Annotated in this window: 15 protein-coding genes; 5 read left to right on the forward strand and 10 right to left on the reverse strand. The window is 70.2% G+C overall.

Annotated features, from left to right (window positions below; genetic code table 11):
* Window positions 1-9 precede the first annotated feature (9 nt).
* Together AB0E94_RS26505 and AB0E94_RS26510 are read right to left on the reverse strand one after the other, a co-directional pair.
* Window positions 10-753 carry a thioesterase domain-containing protein gene (locus tag AB0E94_RS26505; RefSeq protein ID WP_360330893.1) on the reverse strand — a complete coding sequence of 248 codons (744 nt, stop codon included), beginning with the start codon at window positions 751-753 and terminating at the stop codon, window positions 10-12.
* Between the two features lies 1 nt (window position 754).
* On the reverse strand, window positions 755-1891 hold the full coding sequence (locus AB0E94_RS26510; protein ID WP_360330896.1) for an aminotransferase class I/II-fold pyridoxal phosphate-dependent enzyme: 1137 nt from the start codon (window positions 1889-1891) through the stop codon (window positions 755-757).
* Between the two features lie 201 nt (window positions 1892-2092).
* Here AB0E94_RS26510 and vioC point away from each other — a divergent pair, with 201 nt between their 5' ends.
* Window positions 2093-3121, forward strand: coding sequence for an arginine beta-hydroxylase, Fe(II)/alpha-ketoglutarate-dependent (vioC, locus tag AB0E94_RS26515; protein ID WP_360330898.1), 1029 nt, complete (start codon window positions 2093-2095; stop codon window positions 3119-3121).
* Here vioC and AB0E94_RS26520 read toward each other — a convergent pair.
* Entirely contained in the window at window positions 3111-4292 is a 1182-nt protein-coding gene (locus tag AB0E94_RS26520) for an aminotransferase (protein WP_360330900.1), read from the reverse strand. The genes vioC and AB0E94_RS26520 overlap by 11 nt on opposite strands.
* Window positions 4293-4437: 145 nt before the next feature.
* Here AB0E94_RS26520 and AB0E94_RS26525 point away from each other — a divergent pair, with 145 nt between their 5' ends.
* A complete protein-coding gene (locus tag AB0E94_RS26525; RefSeq protein WP_360330903.1) occupies window positions 4438-10995 on the forward strand; it encodes an amino acid adenylation domain-containing protein in 6558 nt (2185 codons plus the stop codon).
* A gap of 69 nt (window positions 10996-11064) precedes the next feature.
* Here the strand turns inward: AB0E94_RS26525 and AB0E94_RS26530 are convergent, their stop codons facing one another.
* Both AB0E94_RS26530 and AB0E94_RS26535 read right to left on the reverse strand, forming a co-directional pair.
* Window positions 11065-11868: a hypothetical protein gene (locus AB0E94_RS26530; protein WP_360330906.1), complete on the reverse strand. Its 804-nt coding sequence runs from the start codon at window positions 11866-11868 to the stop codon at window positions 11065-11067.
* A 32-nt stretch (window positions 11869-11900) separates the two neighbouring features.
* Complete coding sequence (locus AB0E94_RS26535; RefSeq protein WP_360330909.1) at window positions 11901-12521, reverse strand: response regulator transcription factor; 621 nt, start codon at window positions 12519-12521, stop codon at window positions 11901-11903.
* 451 nt (window positions 12522-12972) lie between these two features.
* On the opposite strand from AB0E94_RS26535, the gene AB0E94_RS26540 reads away from it, so the two are divergent.
* Both AB0E94_RS26540 and AB0E94_RS26545 read left to right on the forward strand, forming a co-directional pair.
* Complete coding sequence (locus tag AB0E94_RS26540) at window positions 12973-15612, forward strand: penicillin acylase family protein (protein ID WP_360330912.1); 2640 nt, start codon at window positions 12973-12975, stop codon at window positions 15610-15612.
* On the forward strand, window positions 15609-15974 hold the full coding sequence (locus AB0E94_RS26545; protein WP_360330914.1) for a VOC family protein: 366 nt from the start codon (window positions 15609-15611) through the stop codon (window positions 15972-15974). The genes AB0E94_RS26540 and AB0E94_RS26545 overlap by 4 nt, the downstream gene beginning before the upstream one ends.
* Window positions 15975-16046: 72 nt before the next feature.
* Here AB0E94_RS26545 and AB0E94_RS26550 read toward each other — a convergent pair whose 3' ends face one another.
* The 5 genes from AB0E94_RS26550 to AB0E94_RS26570 form a co-directional block, all read right to left on the reverse strand.
* Window positions 16047-16433, reverse strand: coding sequence for a nuclear transport factor 2 family protein (locus AB0E94_RS26550; RefSeq protein WP_360330917.1), 387 nt, complete (start codon window positions 16431-16433; stop codon window positions 16047-16049).
* Window positions 16430-17356 (reverse strand): hypothetical protein, encoded by a 927-nt coding sequence (locus AB0E94_RS26555; protein ID WP_360330920.1) that lies wholly within the window; start codon window positions 17354-17356, stop codon window positions 16430-16432. The genes AB0E94_RS26550 and AB0E94_RS26555 overlap by 4 nt, the downstream gene beginning before the upstream one ends.
* 27 nt (window positions 17357-17383) lie before the next feature.
* Window positions 17384-18244 carry an aspartyl/asparaginyl beta-hydroxylase domain-containing protein gene (locus tag AB0E94_RS26560; RefSeq protein WP_360330923.1) on the reverse strand — a complete coding sequence of 287 codons (861 nt, stop codon included), beginning with the start codon at window positions 18242-18244 and terminating at the stop codon, window positions 17384-17386.
* A gap of 79 nt (window positions 18245-18323) precedes the next feature.
* Complete coding sequence (locus AB0E94_RS26565) at window positions 18324-20387, reverse strand: amino acid adenylation domain-containing protein (protein WP_360330926.1); 2064 nt, start codon at window positions 20385-20387, stop codon at window positions 18324-18326.
* 336 nt (window positions 20388-20723) lie between these two features.
* The gene (locus AB0E94_RS26570; protein WP_360330929.1) at window positions 20724-20858 is read right to left on the reverse strand and encodes a hypothetical protein; all 135 of its coding nucleotides are present in this window, start codon (window positions 20856-20858) and stop codon (window positions 20724-20726) included.
* 52 nt (window positions 20859-20910) lie between these two features.
* Here AB0E94_RS26570 and AB0E94_RS26575 point away from each other — a divergent pair, with 52 nt between their 5' ends.
* Window positions 20911-21162, forward strand: coding sequence for a hypothetical protein (locus AB0E94_RS26575; RefSeq protein WP_360330932.1), 252 nt, complete (start codon window positions 20911-20913; stop codon window positions 21160-21162).
* The last annotated feature ends 119 nt before the right edge of the window (window positions 21163-21281 follow it).

Raw genomic sequence — 21281 nt, forward strand, 5'->3', positions numbered from 1 at the left:
TGCGGCCGGTCAGCCGGTGAGATCCTCGGTGATGGTACGGATCACCTGGCGCACACCCACCGAGTCGAACAGATGCCCACCGGACACCAGGTCCAGGGTGAACCCGGCTGAGGTCTCGTCCCGCCAGCCCCGCATACGCTCGACGGTGGACACCGTGTCGGCGGGCGACGCGAACGCCCGGATCGGCACGTCGAGCCGGACCGCCGGCCGGGCGTCGTACTCGTCGAGCAGCGTCAGATCCGCGCGCAGCGTGGGCAGCATGAGCCCGAGCAGCTCCGGATCCTCGAAGGCCTCGGACGGCGTACTGCCCAGCTCGTGCAGGAACCGCACGAGCTGGGCATCGGTCTTGCCAGGATGCCAGCTGCCACGCCCCGAGCGCGGGGCGGGATTGCTGGCCACGTAGAGGATCCGGGGCATCGACAGCGCCTGCGCCCGCAGGGCGTGACAGAGCGCCCACGCGACCCGGGCGCCCATGCTGGTGCCGTACAGCGCGAACGGCTGCGCCAGCATCGGCCGGAGAACCTCGACCAGATCGCCGACCAGTGGCTCCATGCGCTCGTACGCGGACTCACCGAACCGGTCCGCGCGGCCGGGCAGCTGGACCGCCACCGGCGCGACGGTGTCCGGCAGCAGCCGCGGCCAGGACCGGTACAGCGCCGCGGCTCCGCCGGCGTGGTGCAGGCAGAACAGCTGGATCCGGGACGGCGCGGTGCGGCCGAACCGTTTCAGCCACCGAGCCGAGCCGGCGTGCATGTCAGAGCGCGGGGAGCGCGGACAGTTCCCGGTACGACTGCGCCAGCGTGTGAGCGGCCTTGTCGACCGAGGCCGCCGGGCGGGCCAGCGACACCCGGATGAAGCGCAGCCCAGCGGCGTGGTCGGCCCAATGGAACGGGCCGCACGGCAGCACGTGGACGCCGCGCGTGACCAGGTCCTTGTAGAGCAGAGCCGAGTCGGGGCCGCTCGCGGGCAGCGCGATGCGGGCCACGCTGATCTGCGAGTCGGGATCGGCCAGGGTGAGTCCCACCTCGCCGAGCACGTCGCGGACCACCGCGCGGTTGCGCGACACCAGATCCCGGGCCCGCTCGTATCCGCCGTTGACCCAGTCCGCGGCCAGCGCGGTCACCATCAGCAGCACCACCGGCGACGCGGACAGCAGCGACTCGGAGAACGCCCGCTCGATGGGCAGCTCGTTGCGTTCACTGTAAGCGAGCATGCCGATCTTCAGCTCGTGCGTCGGCCACAGCTTGCCGGTGTCCTCCAGGACGATCCAGTCGGCGCCGGCGGCGTCCAGGACCGCGTAGGTGTCGTACTGGGCGTCGCGTACCTGGCCGCGGAAGCTCGCGTCCACGATCACGATCTGACCGTTGCGGGCGGCGTGTTCGGCGAGCGAGCGCAGGTGCCCCTCGGGGGTGACCAGCCCGGTCGGATTGTTCGGGTGGGTCAGCATGATCGCGCGGACCGGCGGGCCGGGCCACTGCTGATCGAGTAGTTCGGCCTCGGACAGCGGCTGCAGCGTGAGGCCACGGGTGGTGAACAGGTCGGCGATGTTGTCGAACGTGGGGTGCAGCACCGCGATCCGGGCGCCGGCCGGCAGGGCACGGGCCACGATGTCGGTGGCCAGCGTCGACGAGTAGCAGCTCAGGATGCGCCCGGTGCCGACCGGCGCGCTGAGCTGCCCGATCGAGTGCAGGAACGCGGTGTGCGCCTCCCGTTCGATCTCGGGGTACGGGCGCCGGGACGCCTCGGCGAACATGTCGGGAATCCGGTCGACGACCGCCCTCTGCTGCGGCGAGAGCAGCAACCGGGCGTGGCCGTCGGTGAGGTTCAGGCCGCCGCCGACGTCGGTGAGCGCATCGACTTCCATCGCGGTCAGGTTTGCCATGTCGGGCATTCGTCAAGTCCTCTGCATGTCGTTCGGACGTCGCCGCACGCGGGAACGACGGCGTGGATCGGCACCAGCAGTTGGGTCCTAATGAAAAGTAGGCACTCCGGCGCCGGTGCGACCGTCCCCTCTAATGGGGACCAGTGCGCACCGGCCGGCCGTTCCTAAACTGCCGAGTCAACGGGTGCTGAGAGCAGGAGGGAGACGCGCGTGCACACTCTCGCGCTGACGCCGCAGGAGAACGCCGAGTTCGCACCGATGTTGACCGAGCTCGCCGCGGCGTACGACACCATTGAGAATCCCGAGTTGATCAGGCGGGCGCCGGTGCTGGCCCGGCAACTCCCGGCCCGGCTGCTGACGTTCCTCGAGGAGTACCGGCTCGGTGAGCCGTCGGCCGTCTGCCTCCTGTCCGGTCTCGACGTCGACGAGAAGACCATCGGGCCGACCCCGGAGCACTGGCGGGACAGCCAGTACGGCTCCCGGGCCTTTCCGCTGGAGATCTTCTTCCTGCTCTGCGGGTCCCGCCTCGGTGACGTGTTCGGCTGGGCGACCCAGCAGGACGGGCGGATCATGCACGACGTGCTCCCGATCAAGGGACACGAGAACTACGAGATCGGCTCGAACAGCCTGCAGCACCTGTCCTGGCACACCGAGGACGCCTTCCATCCCTGCCGGGGCGACTACGTGGCGCTGATGTGCCTGAAGAACCCGGACGACGTGGAGACGGTGATCTGTGACGCCGGTGACCTGGACTGGTCAGCGCTGGACACCGAGGCGCTCTACGAGGCGGAGTTCACCCAGATGCCGGACAACTCGCACCGCCCGGAGAACACCTCGGTGTCCACAGGTGATCCGGTCATCGACCGTCTCCGGCAGCGCAGCTTCGCGCTCATCCAGTCGTGGAACGACGATCCGGAGAAGCGTCCGGTGCTCTTCGGCGACCGGCAGGACCCGTACATGGCGCTCGATCCGTACCACATGAAGACCGAAGGCTGGCCGGACCGCTCGGCGAAGGCGTTCGACGGGCTGTGCGAGCAGATCGAGACGCACATGCGGGGAGTGGCCCTGCGCCCCGGCGATCTCGTCTTCGTCGACAACTTCCGGGCGGTGCACGGGCGCAAGTCGTTCCGCGCCCGTTACGACGGCACCGACCGGTGGCTCAAGCGGCTGAACATCACCCGCAACCTGCGCGGCTCACGCGCGTGGCGGCCGGCTCCGGACAACCGCGTCATCTACTGAGTGAAGCCGGCCGAGTCGCCCCGAACTCGGCGAGCCGCCCGGCGAAGTCCACGATCGCCGGGCGGTCGGCGTTGCTGACGCTGACGCGCAGCGTGCCCCGGTCGTCGGGCAGGAACGCGGTGCCCGGGATGACCAGGGTGTCGTACTCCACGACGAGGTCGCGTACCACCTCGGCGGTGGGCACCCCGGCGAACGGGTGGCGTACCCAGCCGAAGAACCCGCCGGCCGAGAGCAGTTCGAACCCGCCCGGCCGGTCCGCCATGGCCGCGGCGAACCACTGCTGCTTCAGGTGCACCTCGGCGGCCCGTTCCTGGCGCCACGAGCCGGCCTCGGCGAGACCGGCCAGCACCGCCTCCTGCCCGATCCGGGGTGCGCAGATCGCCACGCAGTCGAGCAGTTTGGTCATCTGCACGCCGAGCGCCGGTGACGCGACCACGGCACCGACGCGGTAACCGGGGATGGCGAGATCCTTGGAGAAACTGTGCAGGCTCACCAGGGTCCGGTCCCACGCCGGGTCGGCGAACAGGTGGTGCGCCGGTTCGGTGGTGCCCCGAAACGACCGGTAGGTCTCGTCCAGGATGAAGGCGATGCCGTGGCGGGCGGCCACCGCGCCGAGCGCGGCGATCCGTTCCGGCGGCACGGTGACGCCGGTCGGATTGCCCGGCGAGACCATCACGATCGCCCGGGTCCGCGCGGTGATCAGCGCCTCGGCCGCCTCCGGCGTCGGGATCAGGTCGGGTCCCGGTTCGAGGTGGACCGGGACGATGCCCTGGGTGCGTAGCCACATGTCGTGGTTGAAGTAGAACGGCAGGGTCAGGATGATCTCGTCGCCGGGCTCGGCGAGCGCCGATGCCGCGAGGCAGAAGGCCTGGTTGCAGCCGGCCGTCACGAACACCTGCGCGGCGTTCACCCGGCCCCGGTAGGCGCCGGAGACCTCCGCGGCGAACGCCTCCCGCAGCCGCGGCATCCCGGCGATTTCGGTGTAGTCCCCGCCGTGGGCGTCGTGGGCCACCGCGGCGAGCCGGTCGGCGACGACCGGCGCGGTCGGGTACTGCGGCGCGGCCTGAGCCAGGTCGAGCAGGTCGCGTTTGCCGGTCCGCTGGTCGAGTGCCTCGTACGCCGCACCGATCGGCGAGTCCATGGTGCCGGTGACCCGGCTGTTGAACCGCATGTGGAGGCTCCTTTCATGGTCAGTGAGTCGAGCTTGCGATGCCGCCGTGGGTGCAACCATCCCTGCTTCATGTGACACCACGAATGAACAGCTCAGAAGTAGTTTCGGGTCGAATCCGTGCGTGTTCGTGGAGCAGGGGGCAACTGTGGCGAGGTTCGATTTTCCGGATGCGGGCAGCGCCGGAGAGGTGACCACCCTGGCGTGGCTGCTGCGCTGGCGGGCGGTGCACGAGCCGGATCGGGTGGGCTACGTCTTCCTCGACGGCGATCTCGACGTCGAGACCACCAGGACGTACGGCGAACTCGACCGTACCGCCCGCGCCATCGCCGTGCGGCTGCGGCAGGCCGGCCTGGTGGCCGGCGACCGGGCGCTGCTGCTCTACCTGCCCGGGGTGGATTTCGTCTCCGCGTTCTTCGGCTGCCTGTACGCCGGCGTCATCGCGGTGCCCGCGTTCCCGCCCGACCCGATGCGCTTCGAACGGACCCTGCCCCGTCTGCTGTCGATCATCGCCGACGCCGGGCCGGCCGCGGTGCTGACCACCGAGTCACTGCGGGGGCTCGCCGACGGGCTGCCGGACCTGGGGTTGCCGTGGCTGGCGACCGACGGCGTTCCGGGCGCGGCGGCCGACGACTGGACCCGGCCGGCAGCCGACCGGGGGAGCACCGCGATGCTGCAGTACACGTCGGGATCCACCGGGACACCCAAGGGCGTGATGCTCACCCACGGCAATCTGCTGCACAACTCGCGGCTGATCCAGGAGTTCTTCCACACCACACCGCAGACCCGTGGCTTGAGCTGGCTTCCGCCGTACCATGACATGGGTTTGATCGGTTGTGTCCTTCAGCCGCTCTTCGCCGGACTGCCCATCTGGCTGATGTCTCCTCTCGACTTCCTGCGCCGGCCGCAGAGCTGGCTGGAGGCGGTGTCCAAGTTCGGCATCACGATGACCGGCGGCCCGAACTTCGCCTACGACCTGTGTGTCCGCCGGACGACCGAGCAGCAGCGGGCGCAGCTGTCCCTCGGCACCTGGCAGGTGGCGTTCAACGGCGCCGAGCCGGTCCGCCGGTCCACGATGCAACGTTTCGCTGCCGCGTTCGCCCCGGCCGGGTTCCGGGCCGAGTCGTTCCTGCCCTGCTACGGGCTCGCCGAGGCGACGCTCATCGTCAGCGGCGGGTCACTGGCCTCGACCGCCGGCGACGTCGATCCGGCGGCGCTCGGGCGCGGCGAGGTGGCGCCCGGACCCGCCGGGGGACCGGTCAGCTGCGGCCCGGTCGCCGCCGGCCAGCAGGTGGCGGTGGTCGACCCGGAGAGCCGGCAACGCCGCGCCCCGGACCGGGTCGGCGAGATCTGGCTGCGCGGCCCGAGCGTGGCGGCCGGCTACTGGGAACGGCCGGCCGAGACCCACGAGGTCTTCCACGCCCGGATCGCCGGCGCCGGCGACGAGAACTGGCTGCGTACCGGCGACCTCGGCTTCGTACGCGACGGCGAGCTGATCGTCACCGGGCGGCTCAAGGATCTGATCATCATCCGCGGCCGCAACCACTATCCGCAGGATCTGGAGGTGACCGCCGAGCGGACGCACCCGGCGCTGCGGCCCGGCTGCGCGGCCGCGTTCACGGTGGAACACGACGGTACGGACCGGGTGGTGCTGGTCCACGAGGTCACCCAGGCCGCCGTCGCCGGCCTCGACGTCACCGCGGTCGCCGGCGAGATCCGGCGAGGCGTCGCCGAGCAGCACGGCGTGCAGGTCGCACTGGTGGTGCTCATCCCGCCCGGCGCGCTGCCCAAGACGTCCAGCGGCAAGGTGCAGCGGGCCGCCTGCCGCACCCGGCTGCTCGCCGGTGACCTGCCCGAACTCGGCCGTAACGAGACCGGCCGCGGCGAGACCGTCGCGGGCGCGCCCGCGGCCGGCCGTGAGCAGTTGCTCGCCGCCGAGGCCGACGACCGTACCGCGCTGATGGTCCAGACGTTGCGCCGATGGGCGGCCGACGCCTGCGGCATCGCCGCAGCCGACCTGGCGCCGGAGTCCGCGCTGCTGGCTGCCGGACTCGACTCGCTGGCGGCGCAGCAGCTGGGGCAGCGGGTCGAACAGGAACTCGGTGTGGTGCTCCCCTTGGCCGACGTGCTCGCCGGCGCCACGCTGGCCGACCTTGCCGGCCGCCTGGCCGAGCAGCTCGACGCGCCCGCCGTCCGACCGGTGGCCGAGCCCGCGCCGGCCGCGGCGCCGTCGTCGGCGTTGTCGCCGGGGCAGCGGGCGCTGTGGTTCCTGCATCGACTGGAACCGGACAGCACCGCACACACGACGGCGGCCGCCGTCCGGCTGACCGGTCCACTCGACGAGGCCGCCCTCACCACGGCGTTCGACGCCGTCCTGCACCGCCATTCCGGGCTGCGCACCAACTTCGTGCTCGTCGACGGCGAACCGGTACGCCTGCCCGGGACCGGCGGCGAGATCATCCGGTCCGAGGTGGATCCGCAGCTGTTGCCGGCCCGGCTGGCGGCTGACGCCAACCGGCCGTTCGATCTGGCCGACGGCCCGCTCGTCCGGCTGTTCCTCTACCGTCTCGGCTCCGGCGAGCACGCCGTCCTGGTGACCGCGCACCACATCGCCACCGACTTCTGGTCCACCACGATCCTCGCCCGGGAGCTGGCCGCCCTCTACACCGGGCAGACGCTGCCGCCGGTCCCGGAGGTCGGCGGCACCCCACCGGCCGGCGGCGAGCTGCTCGAATACTGGAAACAGCAGTACGGCGCTGGCGTGCCACGCCTGGAGCTGCCGGCCCGCAACCCGTCCGGAACCGCGCAGACCGCGGGCGTGCACCGGTTCCGGTTCGACGGCGAGCTGCTCGCCCGGCTCCGGCAGCGCGCCGTCGACGAAGGCGTCACCGTGAACGTGCTGCTGCTGGCCGGATATCAGGCCCTGCTGCACCGGCTGACCGGCCAGGACGACGTGGTGGTGGGCACTCCGCTCGCCGCCCGGGCCCGGCCCGGCGCCGACAGCGTCGTCGGCTACCTGATGAATCCGGTGCTGATCCGCAGCCGCGCCACCGGCACTGACACGTTCCGGCAGCTGTTGCGGCAGGCGCGAGCACAGGTCATCGGCGCCATCGAGCACCAGGACCTGCCCAGTGCGCTGCTCGCCGAACAGCTGACCATGCCCCGGTACGGGCTCTTCCAGGCGATGTTCGTCTTCAACCGGCCGGCGCCCGGCGACGCCACCGCGTTCGCGGCGACGATGCTCGGCCACGGCGGTGTCGTCCGGCAACTCGGCGACCTGCGGGCCGAGTCCCTTCCGGTCGACCAGCGCGACGCCGCGTTCGACCTCGAACTGGCGTTCGCTGATCTCGGCGACACCGTGCACGGGTCGCTACGATTCCGCGACGACGTCCTCGACCTGCCCGCCGCGCAACGGTTCGTCCGGCAGTACACCGACCTGCTCGAGGTGGCGGCCACCGATCCGGGTGTCCGGCTGGGCGGTCTGCCGCGGGTCACCGACGAGGACCACGACCGGGCGGTACGGCAGTGGAACGCCACCGAGGGTGAGCCGTCCGCCGCGTGCGTGCCGGAGTTGTTCGCCGCACAGGTGCGCCGCACTCCGGACGACGTCGCGGTGCAGGCAGGTGCCGAGACGATCACCTACTCCGCCCTGTCCGAGCGGGCCGCCGGGTTCGCCGCCCGGCTGCAGGCCGCCGGAGCCGGGCCCGGCGCCCGGGTGGGCATCGTGCTGGACCGCAGCCCCGACCTGGTCGCCGCGCTGCTCGGCGTGCTCCGGGCCGGTGCCGCCTACGTGCCTGTCGACCCGATGATCCCGCCCGGCCGGATCGCCGGCACGTTCGCGGACGCGGGCGTGACGGTGGTGCTCAGCCACTCGGATCTGACGGCGAAGGTGTCCGGCGTCGAGGCGCCGGTGCTGTTCGTCGACGGCCACGACGACCCGGCCCCGGCGACCGGCGACCCGGCTGTCAGCGGAACCGACGTGGCATACCTGATCTACACCTCCGGGTCGACGGGCGAGCCCAAGGGCGTGGAGGTGTCGCACGCATCGCTGGTCAACTTCACGCTGCACGCCGCGGAGCAGTACGGCATCGGGCCGCAGGACCGGGTGCTGCAGTTCGCCTCGGTGGCGTTCGACACCAGTGCGGAGGAGATCTTCCCGGCCCTGCTGCGCGGCGCCCGGGTGGTGCTGCGCGACGACCGGATGCTCGCCGATCCGGCCACGTTCCTCGACGCCTGCGCCACCGCCGGCGTGACCGTGCTGGACCTGCCCACGGCGTACTGGCACGATCTGGTCGCCGCCCTCGGCGAGGGCCAGGCCGAACTGCCCGGCACCCTGCGGCTGGTGGTCATCGGCGGGGAGCGGGCACTGCCCGAGCGGGTCGCGCTCTGGCACGAGCGTGTCGGCAGCCGGGTCCGGCTGATCAACACGTACGGACCCACCGAAGCCACGATCGTCGCGACCACCTGCGAGCTGACCGGCGCCGATCCGGGTCTCGGCGCGCCGATCGGGCGACCGGTCACCAACACCCGGGCCTACCTGCTCGACGACGAGTTCCGGCCGGTGCCGGTGGGCGTGGTCGGCGAGCTGTACCTCGGCGGCGCCGGGCTGGCGTACGGCTACCGGGGCCGGCCGGCGCTGACCGCGGCGCGTTTCGTGGCCGATCCGTTCGGGCCGGCCGGTGCCCGCCTGTACCGCACCGGGGACCTGTCGCGCTACCTGCCGGACGGCGCGATCACCTTTGTCGCCCGCGCCGACCGGCAGATCAAGCTCAACGGGTATCGGGTCGAGCCGGGCGAGGTGGAGACGGCGTTGCGGCGCCTGCCCGGGGTGACCGACGCGGCGGTGGTGCGGCACAGCCGGCCGGGCCAGCTGCTGGCATACGTCACGCCGGCGTCGGTCGACGGCGCGCAGCTGCGCGCGGCACTGCGCGCCGTGCTTCCCGGGTACATGGTGCCGGCGTGGTGCGTACCGCTGGCGGCGCTGCCCCGGACCCCGAACGGGAAGATCGACTACGCCGGCCTGCCGCCGGTCGGCCCGGACCAGATGACCCCGGACGCCTCGGCGCCGGGGGAGCCGCCCCGCACCCCGCAGGAGCACGACCTCGCCGCGATCTGGTGCACGGTCCTGGAGGTGCCGCAGGTGAACCGGCACGACGACTTCTTCGCCCTCGGCGGGCACTCGCTGCTCGCCACCCGGATGCTCGCCCACGTCAACCACCAGCTCGGCGTCGACCTCCCGTTGCGGGTGATCTTCGAGGCGCCGACCCTGGCAGCGTTCGCCGCCCGGGTGGCGCAGAGCCCGGTGAGCCGGGTCGCGCCGGTGCCGCCGGCGCCACGCGACGAACCGCTGCCGCTGTCGTTCGTTCAGGAGCGGATCTGGTTCCTGCACCAGCTACAGCCGGGCAGCACGAACTACAACGTGCCCCGGGCGCTGCGGCTGCGCGGGCACGTGGATCTGGCGACGGTCACCGCGGCGCTGGCCGACCTCGAGGTGCGCCACGAGATCCTGCGGACCGTGTTCCCCGACATCGACGGCGAGCCGGTGCAGGTGGTCCTGGAGCCCAAGGGCATCCCGGTCGCGCTGGTGGACCGGCGTGACCTGCCGGCCGGTGACCGTGACACCTGGCTCGACGAATTCGTGCGCACCGCCGGACAGCAGCCGTTCGACCTGGTCACCGGGCCACTGCTGCGGGTCAACCTGGTACGCCTCGCCGACGACGAGTACGTGCTGGTCGTGGTCGAGCACCACCTGATCCACGACGGCTGGACGCAGGGCGTCTTCCTCCGCGACTTCCTGGAGCTGTACGAGGCCCGCAGCGTCGGCCGCGAAGCGAACCTGCCCCACCTGCCGGTGCAGTACGCCGACTTCGCCGTCTGGCAGCGCCGCCAGATGCAGGGGGAACGGCTGGAGTCACTGCTGACGTACTGGCGCGAACGGATGGCCGGCGCGCCGCCGCTGCTCGAACTGCCGACCGACCGTCCCCGCCCCCGCAAGCTGACCACCCGGGGCGGGCAGGAGATCCTGGAGATCGACGGCGAGCTCGCCCGCGGACTGCGCGGGCTCGGCCGGCAGCAGGACGTCACGCTGTTCATGAGCATGTTCACCGGGTTCGTCGCGGTGATGCACGGGCTCAGCGGGCAGGACGACATCGTCCTGGGCGCCGGCATCGCCAACCGGCAGCGGCCCGAGCTGGAGAACCTGATCGGCATGATCATCAACACCGTGCTGTTGCGGACCGATCTGTCCGGCGAGCCGACGTTCGCAGAACTGCTCGGCCGGGTCCGCGAGACGTGCCTCGACGCGTACGCCCACCAGGACATGCCGTTCGACAAACTGGTGGAACAGCTGCGCCCGGTCCGCAGCGTCAGCCACATGCCGTTGTTCCAGGTGATGTTCAGCTTCCTCGACACACCGATGCCCGACCTGCGGCTGCCCGGCGTGACGCTGGAGGTGCTGGACGCGCACAACGGGTCGGCCAAGTTCGATCTCAACGCGGTGATCATCCCGCACGCCGAACAGCGCTTCCAGGACGGCGCGGCGACGGCGAGCAACGACGAGACCATCACGGTGCTGCTGGAGTACAACGCCGACCTGTTCGACGCGTCGACAGTCGCCGGATTCCTGGAGCAGTACGAGAGCGTACTGCGCGCCATGATCGCCCAGCCCGGCCGCGCCGTCGGTGAACTCCTGGCCCGAGCCCGGTAGCGAGACCCGCGAGACCCCGCCGGCCGCGACAGCGGCGGCGGGGTTCGTGGTTTCCCGGGGTTGCCGATCTCAGGATCGTTGAGCCGAGGTGATGCAGCAGCCGGAGCAGACCCTCGGCTGCGGGAGCGTGAATCCGAGGCAGCAGGTCTTGCGGCGCAGCGCCGGCCGCCCGTTGGAGCCGGGCACCAGCTCGATCAGATCGGCCACCCCCAGCGCCTCGGTCAGCGCGGCGATGTGCTCGGCGGCAGTGCCCGGCAGGATGTGCGCCGCACGCAGGACGCCGGTGGCCACACCCGAGGCCAGCGAGCCGAGCAGCGTGCGCGTGCCGATCCGCACCTCGCGCCGGAGCCGGTCGACGATCGGCCCGAGATGCGCGTCGAGCAGCGAGGAGCGCAGCAATTCGAGCAGTTCGGTCTCGCTCGCCGCCCGGTGCACCTGAGGCAGTTCGGACAACGGCCGCGGGGTGTCGGGCGCGACGGCGATGGTGATCGAGGGCCGCAGCCCGATCACCGGGATCACGCCGTCATCGTCCGGCTTCAGCAGGACGTCACCCGGCGCGACCAGTGGCACCCGGTGGGCCGAAGCCCAGCCGAGCACGGCCGGCAGGGTGACCCAGTAGCTGTAGGACTTCCACACCAGGGCCGCCGCAGCGTGCGGGGACGCCCGCCAGTGCACCCGGGCGGCGGCCAGCAGCCGGGGAAGTTCCGGCCCGTCGATCAGCTGGGTCGCCGGGATCCAGCCGGTGTCGTCCGGCACGAGCAGGCCGGGCGTGAGCACGGAGCGGTCGCCGGCGCCGGACGCGCGCAGTGCCGCGGCGACCGGAGCGAGGACGTCCACGGCGGTGGGCATGCGGGGTGGCACCGTCGTGGTCACTGCGGCGCTCCTTCAGGGCAGTGGTCGCGCGGTCACGCCGATCTCTGTGCGAGGGGAGCCGGGGCCATCCGGCCGAGAAGCGCGGCGCGGGTCAGCTCTGCCTTGTTTCCGACGCCGAGTTTGGCGCGAATGCGCTTGACGTAGGTGTCGACCGTGTGCGGGCTGATGCCGAGCCGCGTGGCGATCTGTCCGTGGGTGAGCCCGCGCGAGATCTGCCGGAGCACCTGTTCCTCGCGTTCGGACAGGTGGTACCCGGCGAGGTCGGGGCGTTCCGCGGGGGCCGGAGTCTCGGGCTCACCGGGGCAGTAGAGGCAGCCGGAGGTGACAGCGCGCACTGCGTCGACGATGCGGTCACCTGGCTCGCGTTTGCTGACCACTCCCGAGGCGCCGGCGCGCAGGTAGTCGGCGCTGTTCGAGCCGGCCTCGTTGTCCAGGACCAGCACGGCCGTGCTCTTCGCGGCGTCGGTGATCTGATCGAGGCTGTCCGAAGGGGACAACGCATCGACGTCGACCAGGATGATGTCGGCCAGCCAGGACGGCTCCTCGAGGGGCGAGGTCCGTGACGAGACGATGGCGATCCCGGCGTCGGTCAAGGTGTGCACCAGCCCGACCAGGAAGACAGGTGAGCTGATGAGGATGTCGGTCCTGATCACTAGGGCCCCCGGGTGGTTGTGCCGCGCGATCGACGCTCGGCCTGCGTTCCTCGCTCGGACGAAGAACGCATGCGTGTATCCCGGCCGGAATGGGCCGGGACAGGTCGAAGAAGATCACTTGCTGTAGCCCCAAGCTAGCAGCGCGTGCATCACGCTCGCCGGTCCCTGCTTCAGGGGACTGGGAGGGTGACCGCCGGCCGGAGACCTGCAGACAAGCAGGGGTTGGCGAGTTTCGGATCTCGGGTCCCCAGATTCGGTGACATGCCGGGATTTCGATGAGGGCAACACGATGGGTCGACCCGCGTGAAACCCGGCGCAAGGCAGGTATGTACACATGTCAGATCAGGACCTGAAGCGTGACGACTTTCTGGACGGCCAGGTTGTCGAGGCGCCTCCGGATCCACCCGGGTCGGCTGGCAGGACACGTCGTCGCCCTCGCCTGTGGCGGGCGGTGAAGTGGTCCCTGGCTGCCCTGCTGGTCGTGGTGCTGACCGTTTCGGCCGTACTTGCGTGGGTCATTCGCCGCAGCTTTCCCGATTACGACTCTGTGATCATTATGCCGGGTCTGATGTCGGGAGTGACTGCCTACCGGGACGATTATGGGATTCCCCATTTGTACGCATCGAACCAATTGGACCTTTTCCGGGCCCAGGGGTACGTGCATGCTCAGGATCGTTTCTGGGAGATGGACTTCAGGCGTCACCTCACCTCCGGGCGCCTCGCCGAAATGTTCGGCCCATCGGAGGTCCCCACCGACGCGTTCCTGCGCACCCTGGGCTGGCATGCAGTCGCCGAGCGCGAATGGGAACTGCTCACCCCCGACGCACGTGCCAACCTTGAGGCGTACGCATCGGGCGTCAATGCGTGGATGTCGGACAATGGCGGTGCTGAGGCTTCTGGAGCCAAAAGCCTGGAGTATGCGCTCCTCGGTCTGCAGAACCCCGGCTACACCGTCGAACCGTGGAGTCCCATCGACTCCATCGCATTACTCAAGGCGATGGCCTGGGACCTGGTCGGCAACATCTATTCGGAAATGGACCGCTCCGTCCTGCTCGGACAGGGACTGACTCGTACCCAAATCGAGCAGCTGTTCCCGGTATATCCCTACGACCGGAACGCCCCTATCGTCGCCGGTGGTTCAATCATCAACGGTGTATTCGCGGCAAAAGGCGCACCCGCGGGAGACTCGTCGGGCCGCGGAGGCGGCACCACCGACCCGGCCTGGCGCGACGACGCGGCACCGACGATCAGCGCCCTCCGCGCCCGGATCACCGCGCTACCCGGCCGGCTCGGTGTCACCGGCACCGGCGTCGGCTCGAACTCCTGGGTGGTCAGCGGCGACCTGACCGCCTCCGGCAAACCCCTGCTCGCCAACGACCCGCACCTCGGACCGTCGCTGCCGGGAATCTGGTACCAGAACGGACTGCACTGCAGCTGCGGCCACAACGCCGCAGGCTTCTCCCTCGCCGGCCTGCCGGGCCTGCTGATCGGCCACAACGACCGGATCACGTGGGGGTTGACCAACCTCGGCGCCGACGTCACCGACCTCTACATCGAGAAGATCGACGACGACCGGTACTTCGACGGCACCACCTGGCAGCCGCTGACCATCCGCGACGAGACCATCACGGTGGCCGGCGGGGAACCGGTGACCGTCAAGGTCCGCTCCACCAAACACGGGCCGCTGCTCTCCGATCGGATGTCCGACATCCTCGCCATCGCCGCCCGCCCACCGCTCGACCCCTCCGCCTCGCCGTACACCCAGCTCTCACCGGCACCCACGCCGAGCCTCGACGCCGGCGCCCCCGGGGTGCCCGCACCGGCCGCCGCCCAGCCCTACGCTGTCGCGCTGCGCTGGACCGCACTCGACCCCGGGCGCACCATCGACGCGATGTTCGACCTCAACCGGGCGTCGAACTGGACCGAGTTCCGGGCGGCGGCAGCACTGTTCGACGCCCCCGCCCAGAACCTGATCTATGCCGACGTCGACGGCAACATCGGCTACCAGGCGCCGGGCAAGATCCCGGTCCGCGGCATGGGCGACGGCCGCTGGCCCGCACCCGGCTGGGACCCGGCATACGACTGGACCGGCACCATCCCGTTCCCGGCGCTGCCCAACGAGTACAACCCCGACGACGGGATGATCGTCACCGCCAACCAGGCGGCCACCGGCCCGCAGTACCCGTACCTCATCACCAACGACTGGTCGCACGGCTACCGCAGCCACCGCATCGCCGACCTGATCACCGACCGCGCGTCGCGCGGAAAACTGACAGTCGACGACATGCGCGCCATCCAGATGGACAACTACAACGGCTTCGCGCCCACCCTGGTCCCGGCGCTGCTGGCCGCACCGCTCGCCGCCGGCACCGAAAAGGTAGCCGCGGCCCGCGACCTGCTGCGGGGATGGGACTTCCAGCAACCCGCCGAGACACCTGCCACCTCCGCCGCCGCGGCCGCGTTCTACAACGCGACCCTCCGGCACCTGATGTTGCGTACGTTCGACGAGCTGCCCACCGGCCGGATGCCCGGCACCGGCGACGATGGCTGGGAGACGCTGCGCCCGCTACTGGCCGAACCCGGGTCACCGTGGTGGGACGACAAGCGCACCCCCGGCACCGAAACGATGAACGACATGCTGTCGCTCGCCATGAACGACGCCGAACAGGAACTGACCGACCGGCTCGGCGACAACCCCCGCCAATGGCGCTGGGGCGACCTGCACACCCTCGCCCTGGAGAACGGCTCACTCGGACAGTCCGGGATCACCCCGGTCGAGATGCTCTTCAACCGTGGCCCGGTACCGGCCGGCGGCGGTGGCGGCATCGTCAACGCCACCAGCTGGACGACGATCCAGGGCTACGAGGTCACCTACGTGCCCTCGATGCGCATGATCACCGACCTCGCCGACCTGAACGGCTCGCGCTGGATTCAGCTCACCGGCGCGAGCGGGCACGCCTTCCACCGCAACTACACCGACCAGGTGGACCTCTGGCGCACCGGGCAGGACACGCCGATGCTCTGGAACCGCCCGGACATCGAGTCGGCGGCGGAACACACCAGCACCATGAAACGAGAGGATGCCAAGTGAAACTGACACGCCGGACGATCGTCTTCGAGGCAGCGGACATCAAAGCGGAGAGCACGTTCTGGGCAGAGCTGCTCACCGGCACCGTCGAGGCCAAGGACACCTGGCACAACGTCTGGGTGGACGGCGACTGGCACCTCGCCGTCCAGCTGGCCCCCGACCACGTGCCGCCGACCTGGCCGGACAACGGCTGGTCCCAGCAGGTCCACCTGGACTTCTACGTCGACGACCTCGAGGCCACCCACGAGCAGGTCCTCGAACTGGGCGGACAGCTCGTGAAGGCGTTCGACGACCCGGCCGCGCGCACCGGATTCCGGGTCTACACCGACCCGGCCGGCCACCCGTTCTGCCTCGCCTGGCCGTAAAGCCGGGCGCTGGGCTGGATTCGCACAGACGACAGGGGCGGTCCCACACGGGACCGCCCCCATCGTCTGTGCTCAGGCGTACGGCGTCATCTGGAAACTCACGAACCGCCAGCCGCCGCTCTCATCACGGCGCAACACCTGCGTGGCGACACCGGCGAGAGTACGTTCACCGCCATCGGGCGTACGCAACAGATTGGTCAGCGGCCCGGTGACCACCGCGACGTCGCCGATCAGCCGGACCAGCAACTCGCCCCGGGTGATGTCGAGATAGGGCCGGCGCTTCGCAGTGTGCTCCAAAAGCTCCGCCTTGCTGTGCGTGATGCCGTGCGCATGGGTGTGCACCAGCGTCTCGTCGAACATGTCGTCGAGCGCCTCCAGGTCGGCCGCCACCAGCGCGTGCCGGCGGCGGCGTTCCAAGTCGTGCACCTGCTCGACGGCCCGCTGATCGGCGGCGCTCACGCCGACGGTCCGGGCGACAGCTCACACGCGCACCGGGCGACACTCAGCAGGGTGTCACCCAGCTCGCCCTCGAACTTGAGCACCTCAGGGGTCTCCAACTCGGGCGGCCGGTCGCCGTCACCCTCCACCGGATACAGGCCGTTCGCTGCGACGTCCTGGGCGACGGCGACCAGCCGCCGCAGCAACTGCGCCACCACCTCATGCCTGGGCACCGCCGCCCGCAACGTCGTGAAATACGAGTCATAGATCATCCCGGCCATCCGGTGACCCGGCCCACGGACCTGCGCCTCCCGCAACAGCGACCGGCCGTTGGCAACCAGGCGCGCGGCCACGCCGTCGTGCACCCGGTGCAGCATCGTGATCGCCGCGGTGAGCTCACCGGTGTCCACCCGCACCATCGGGGGCAGCCGCCGGCGCCGGAACAGGTCACGGATCGGCCAGTAGTCCGGCGCCCAGCTGCCGCTGAACGCCCGGTGCCGTTGCCGCATGCTCGGCCTGATCAGCACGTTGTACAGATCCGGCGGGCACGAACCGGTGTAGAGCAGCATCGCCGAATAGCCGTCGACATAGCGGCTCACCGACGAGATCACCTCACCGGCCGGGCGGCGGCCCTCGGCCAGATCGTCGAGACCCTGCGCGATCAGCCGCCACACGATGAAACACACCTGATGCCCGGTGATCCACCGGAACCAGAACAGATCCTCCGGCTCGACGTCGAGCACCGGCGGACTGTCCTCGCCGATCACCTGCAGATACCGGCAGATCTCCGCGTACGCATCCGGCTGCACCACGTCCACCGGCTCGGCGTCCGGGGCACCCACCACAGGCAGCAGAAGAGGTTCAAGGCCGTAGGCGAATCCACCGAAGTCCCATCCGCCACCGGCCGGCAGATCGGAAAGAGCACCACTGACACCCGGCTTCATGGGGTCCTTTCTGATCGTGGGTCCGTACTAGCCGACGGACCGCTCCAAGGTGTAGTGGCGCCGCAGAGACTCGATGTGCGGCAGAATCGCCGGGTCGGCGGACGCACGGGCGAGGTCGATCATGGTGGTCCAGACGAAGTTGTCGCCGCCGTCGTACCGGAAATGCTTCTTGATGACGATGCTGAAGATCTCGTTGACCGTCTCCATCGTCAGCAGACCGGCGAGAGCCTTCAACGCGGCCCGGTCGGCGCCGCTGAGCGGCGGCCTCTGCACCGTCCGGTCCTGAGGTACGCCGCCGTCCGCGCTGGTGTCCCCGACCGCGGTGAACGGCTTGTCCGACGGCACGTCCACGAAGTCGAACATCAGGTGGATCCGCTCCTCGTCGGAGAGCACCGCCACCGAATGGATCTCCGACGCGTCCAGGAACCACACCTCGCCCTTGCGCATCCGATAGACGGTGTCACCCTGGTTGAACAGGCAGTTCTCGTTGGTGACCAGCGGGATGTGCATCCGGTGGGCGTTGCGGGTGTCATCGGCGATGTCGCTCAGCTCGAGCAGATCCCGATGCGGGATGATCACGCTGTTCTGCACCTTGGCCAGCCGGACGAAGTTCAGCCGGTCCAGATCGGCGACGCTCGTGATCAACTCACGCAGGTAGGGCACCTGCTCGCCGAGCTGCGTGAAGTTCGCGGGCAGCCCGTGATCGTAGTTGGTGACCACCCCGTCGCCGGCGTCCCCGCCCCGGGCCCAGAGCATGCAGCTCTTCCAGGCGCCGCCGAACACGAAGTCGCTGTACGCCTCGGACCACGGGAACGAGGCTGTCTGCTCCAGATCTTTCGCCAGCCGGTCTTCGTCGAGCGCCGTGTCGGCCACGTATTGGGTTCGCATCAGATCGGGAAGCCCTTCCCCCTCGGTGAAACATCGAAGTCCTTCTGCGACGCTAAGTCGTTCCGTATCCAGGGCAGAGTCACGGAATCCGGTGACGATGCCCGGACTTCATCTCCAGCAGCCAGAGCTTGATCAGCTCGTCGTGGTCGACCTTGCCGCTCACCGTCGCCGGCAGGTACTCCACCGGCAGGACCTCCTCCGGGCGCATCTGACGTGGCAGCAGCCCGGCCGCGTGTTCGAGGATCGCCGCGGGATCCAGATCGGCGACCGAGCAACGGCCGGCCGGCGCGACGAAAGCGAGCAGGCGCAGCGGCTGCCCGTGGGCCAGCACCGCACAGTCGCCAACCGCGGGATGCGCGGCCAGCACCGATTCGATCTCCCCGGGCTCCACCCGCAGCCCACGAACCTTCACCTGCCGATCGATGCGGCCGAGATGCTCCAGCGAGCCGTCCTCGCGGTACCGGCAGAGATCGCCGGTGCGATACATCCGCGAACCCGGCGCACCGTACGGATCCGCGACGAAGCGTTCCGACGTCTGACCCGGCTGCCCCCAGTAGCCGTCGGCGAGACCCACCTCACCACTGATGTACGCCTCGCCGGGCGTGCCGACCGGCACCAGCCCGAGACCCGCGTCCAGCACGGTCACCCGGAAGTTGTCCGCCGGCCGGCCCACCGGGACCGACCCGCCAACCGCATCCGGATCGACGACGTCGTCGGTGACCGGACCGGCCTCGGTCGGGCCGAAAGCGTTGACCAGCGAACTCCCCGGCAACGCCGCCGCGAACGCCGCCGGGATCCGCGGGTTCATCGCCTCCCCGCCGCACAGCACCCACCGCGGCAGCCCCGGCAGGGAATGCTCCAGGAACGCCCGCATCATCGTCGGCGCCACGAAGACCAGCGACACCCGGTGCTCCCGCACCAGCCCGGCCAGATGCCGGGGATCGCGTTCGCGGCCGGGCCGGCAGATCAACAGACGGGCACCCCGGTAGAGCGGCCAGAAGATCTCCCAGATCGAGATGTCGATGCCGGGGGAGGTCCGGTAGAGCGCGGTGTCACCTGCCTGGAACGGGTATCGCCGCTGCATCCAGAAGATGTTGGCCAGCGCGCCGGCGGTCCGCGACACCACACCCTTGGGACGGCCGGTGGTGCCGGAGGTGTAGAGGATGTGCAACGGCTCGGGTTCGCCGTCGAGAACCGGGTCCGTCACCGGGCACTGCGGCCCGACACGCTCGCCGCCGACGTCGTGGATCGCCCAGTCGCCGTCCGGCAGACGGCTCCGGCAGTGCGCGTCGGTCAACAGATGCCGCGGCATGGTGTCCGCCAGGATCAACGCAATGCGCCGCTCCGGCAGGTCGGCGTCGACCGGAACATAGGTGGCACCGGTCTTGACGGCGGCGTAGATCGCCACGATCTGCTCGACACCGCGCCGCAGACAGATACCGATCCGGGTGCCGGGCCCGGCGCCGAGGCCACTCAGGTGATGGGCCAGCCGGTTGGCCCGCTCGTTCAGCTCGCGATAGGTGACCGTGACCCCGTCCTCATCCTGCAACGCGACCGCGTCGGGGGCCCGCCGGGCCTGCTCCTCGAAAGGTTCCGCCATCGTCCGGAAAGGGATCTCCGGCTTACGGTACGGATTGAGGCCGTGCCGGACACGCTCAGACTCGGCCGGCCCGGTCAGCGGCAGACTCCGCATCGGCGCATCAGGATCGCGCACCATGCCGGCCAGCAGCTCGAGGAAGGCGCTCGCCCAAGCCTGCGCCGACGGGACGTCCGGCGACTCGGCTGTCGTCTCGACGAACAGATGCCCACCGGCCCGGGAGACCAGGATCGTCACGGCGGCCGCGCCACCGACACCGACACCACTACGGGACCGGGCGGCGTACCGCAGCGCATCGCGGAAGCCGGAGTTCAGATCGGGGCCGCCCGGCATCGGGCAGGCCGCCTCCAACCGCCCCCGGGTGACCACGACCCGGCATTTCGTGCCGGCCCGCGGCAGCCGCCGGGCCAGGACGTCGGCGCAGATCGACAACGCGGTGAAATCGTCGGCGCCGGCCGCCTCAGCAAGCGTGTGCACAGCGTCGAGTAGCCCGTCCTGCAGAGCGATCGGCCCGATACAGTCCGCGTTTGACAGCAGCCCGTTCAAACCGTGCTCCCTCCGAGAAGATCTCACCAGGGTCACCGTATGCAGGCCCGGTCCAGCCGTCTTGTCACCGGAAACGGGGGTAAACGCCACCCGGACCAGCCGGTACCGATGACCTCGGCACCGGTCCGGCGGACCGCTTCCGGGCGAGGCAGGCCGGCCAGACCGGTTTCCGGACCCCACAGCCTCAGCTCCCCGTACGCGCTGGCGATCAGCGTGCGTCCGTCAGCTCCGGGCAGCGCGACACCGCCAACGCGGACACCCCGCTGGCATGGCCGGTGCTCGTCGGGCCGACGGCGGCACCGGCTTTCGGGATCCCAGATCCGGATCGCCCCCGAGTCACCGGCGCTGACGATCAGGTCGCGCCCCGTAGGTGCGGCGGGCGCCGGATCCGGCGGCGGCCTCGACGCGGGGCAGGTACTCGGCGATGGTCGGCACGGTGTGGTCCCGGGCGGTGGGCAAGTCGGTGAGCACGGCCTGCTGCTGGTGCAGGGTGCGGTCGAGGCGGTCGGAGCCGCCGCAGCGGATGAGCGCCGAGCAACTCGACGCCGTCGCCGAAGCGTTCAACGACCTGCTCGGACTACTCCGCAACGCCGACCCCCGCGACAAGGCCGAGCTCTACAGCCGCATCGACCTGCGGATGACCTATCAACCTAGCCCGGAAACAGTGATCGCCGAGGCCGTAACCCCGGTGATTCGCGTCTTTGATTGGTGTCCGAGGCCCGACACTGACGGTAGACACACTGTGATCGTATCGCGAGATCTTCTCCTCGCGTAGATTGATTGTATGGCTGGATCGTAAGCTAAATACGTTGTGGGAATATTTCGAAATACTAAGCATGCTAGGAACTTGTACGAAGAGCTGTTACGTGTGACCCCAGTCCGCATACCTAAAGC

Source organism: Actinoplanes sp. NPDC026670 (genome assembly GCF_040638175.1).
In the GTDB taxonomy this organism is placed as follows: Bacteria; Actinomycetota; Actinomycetes; order Mycobacteriales; family Micromonosporaceae; genus Actinoplanes.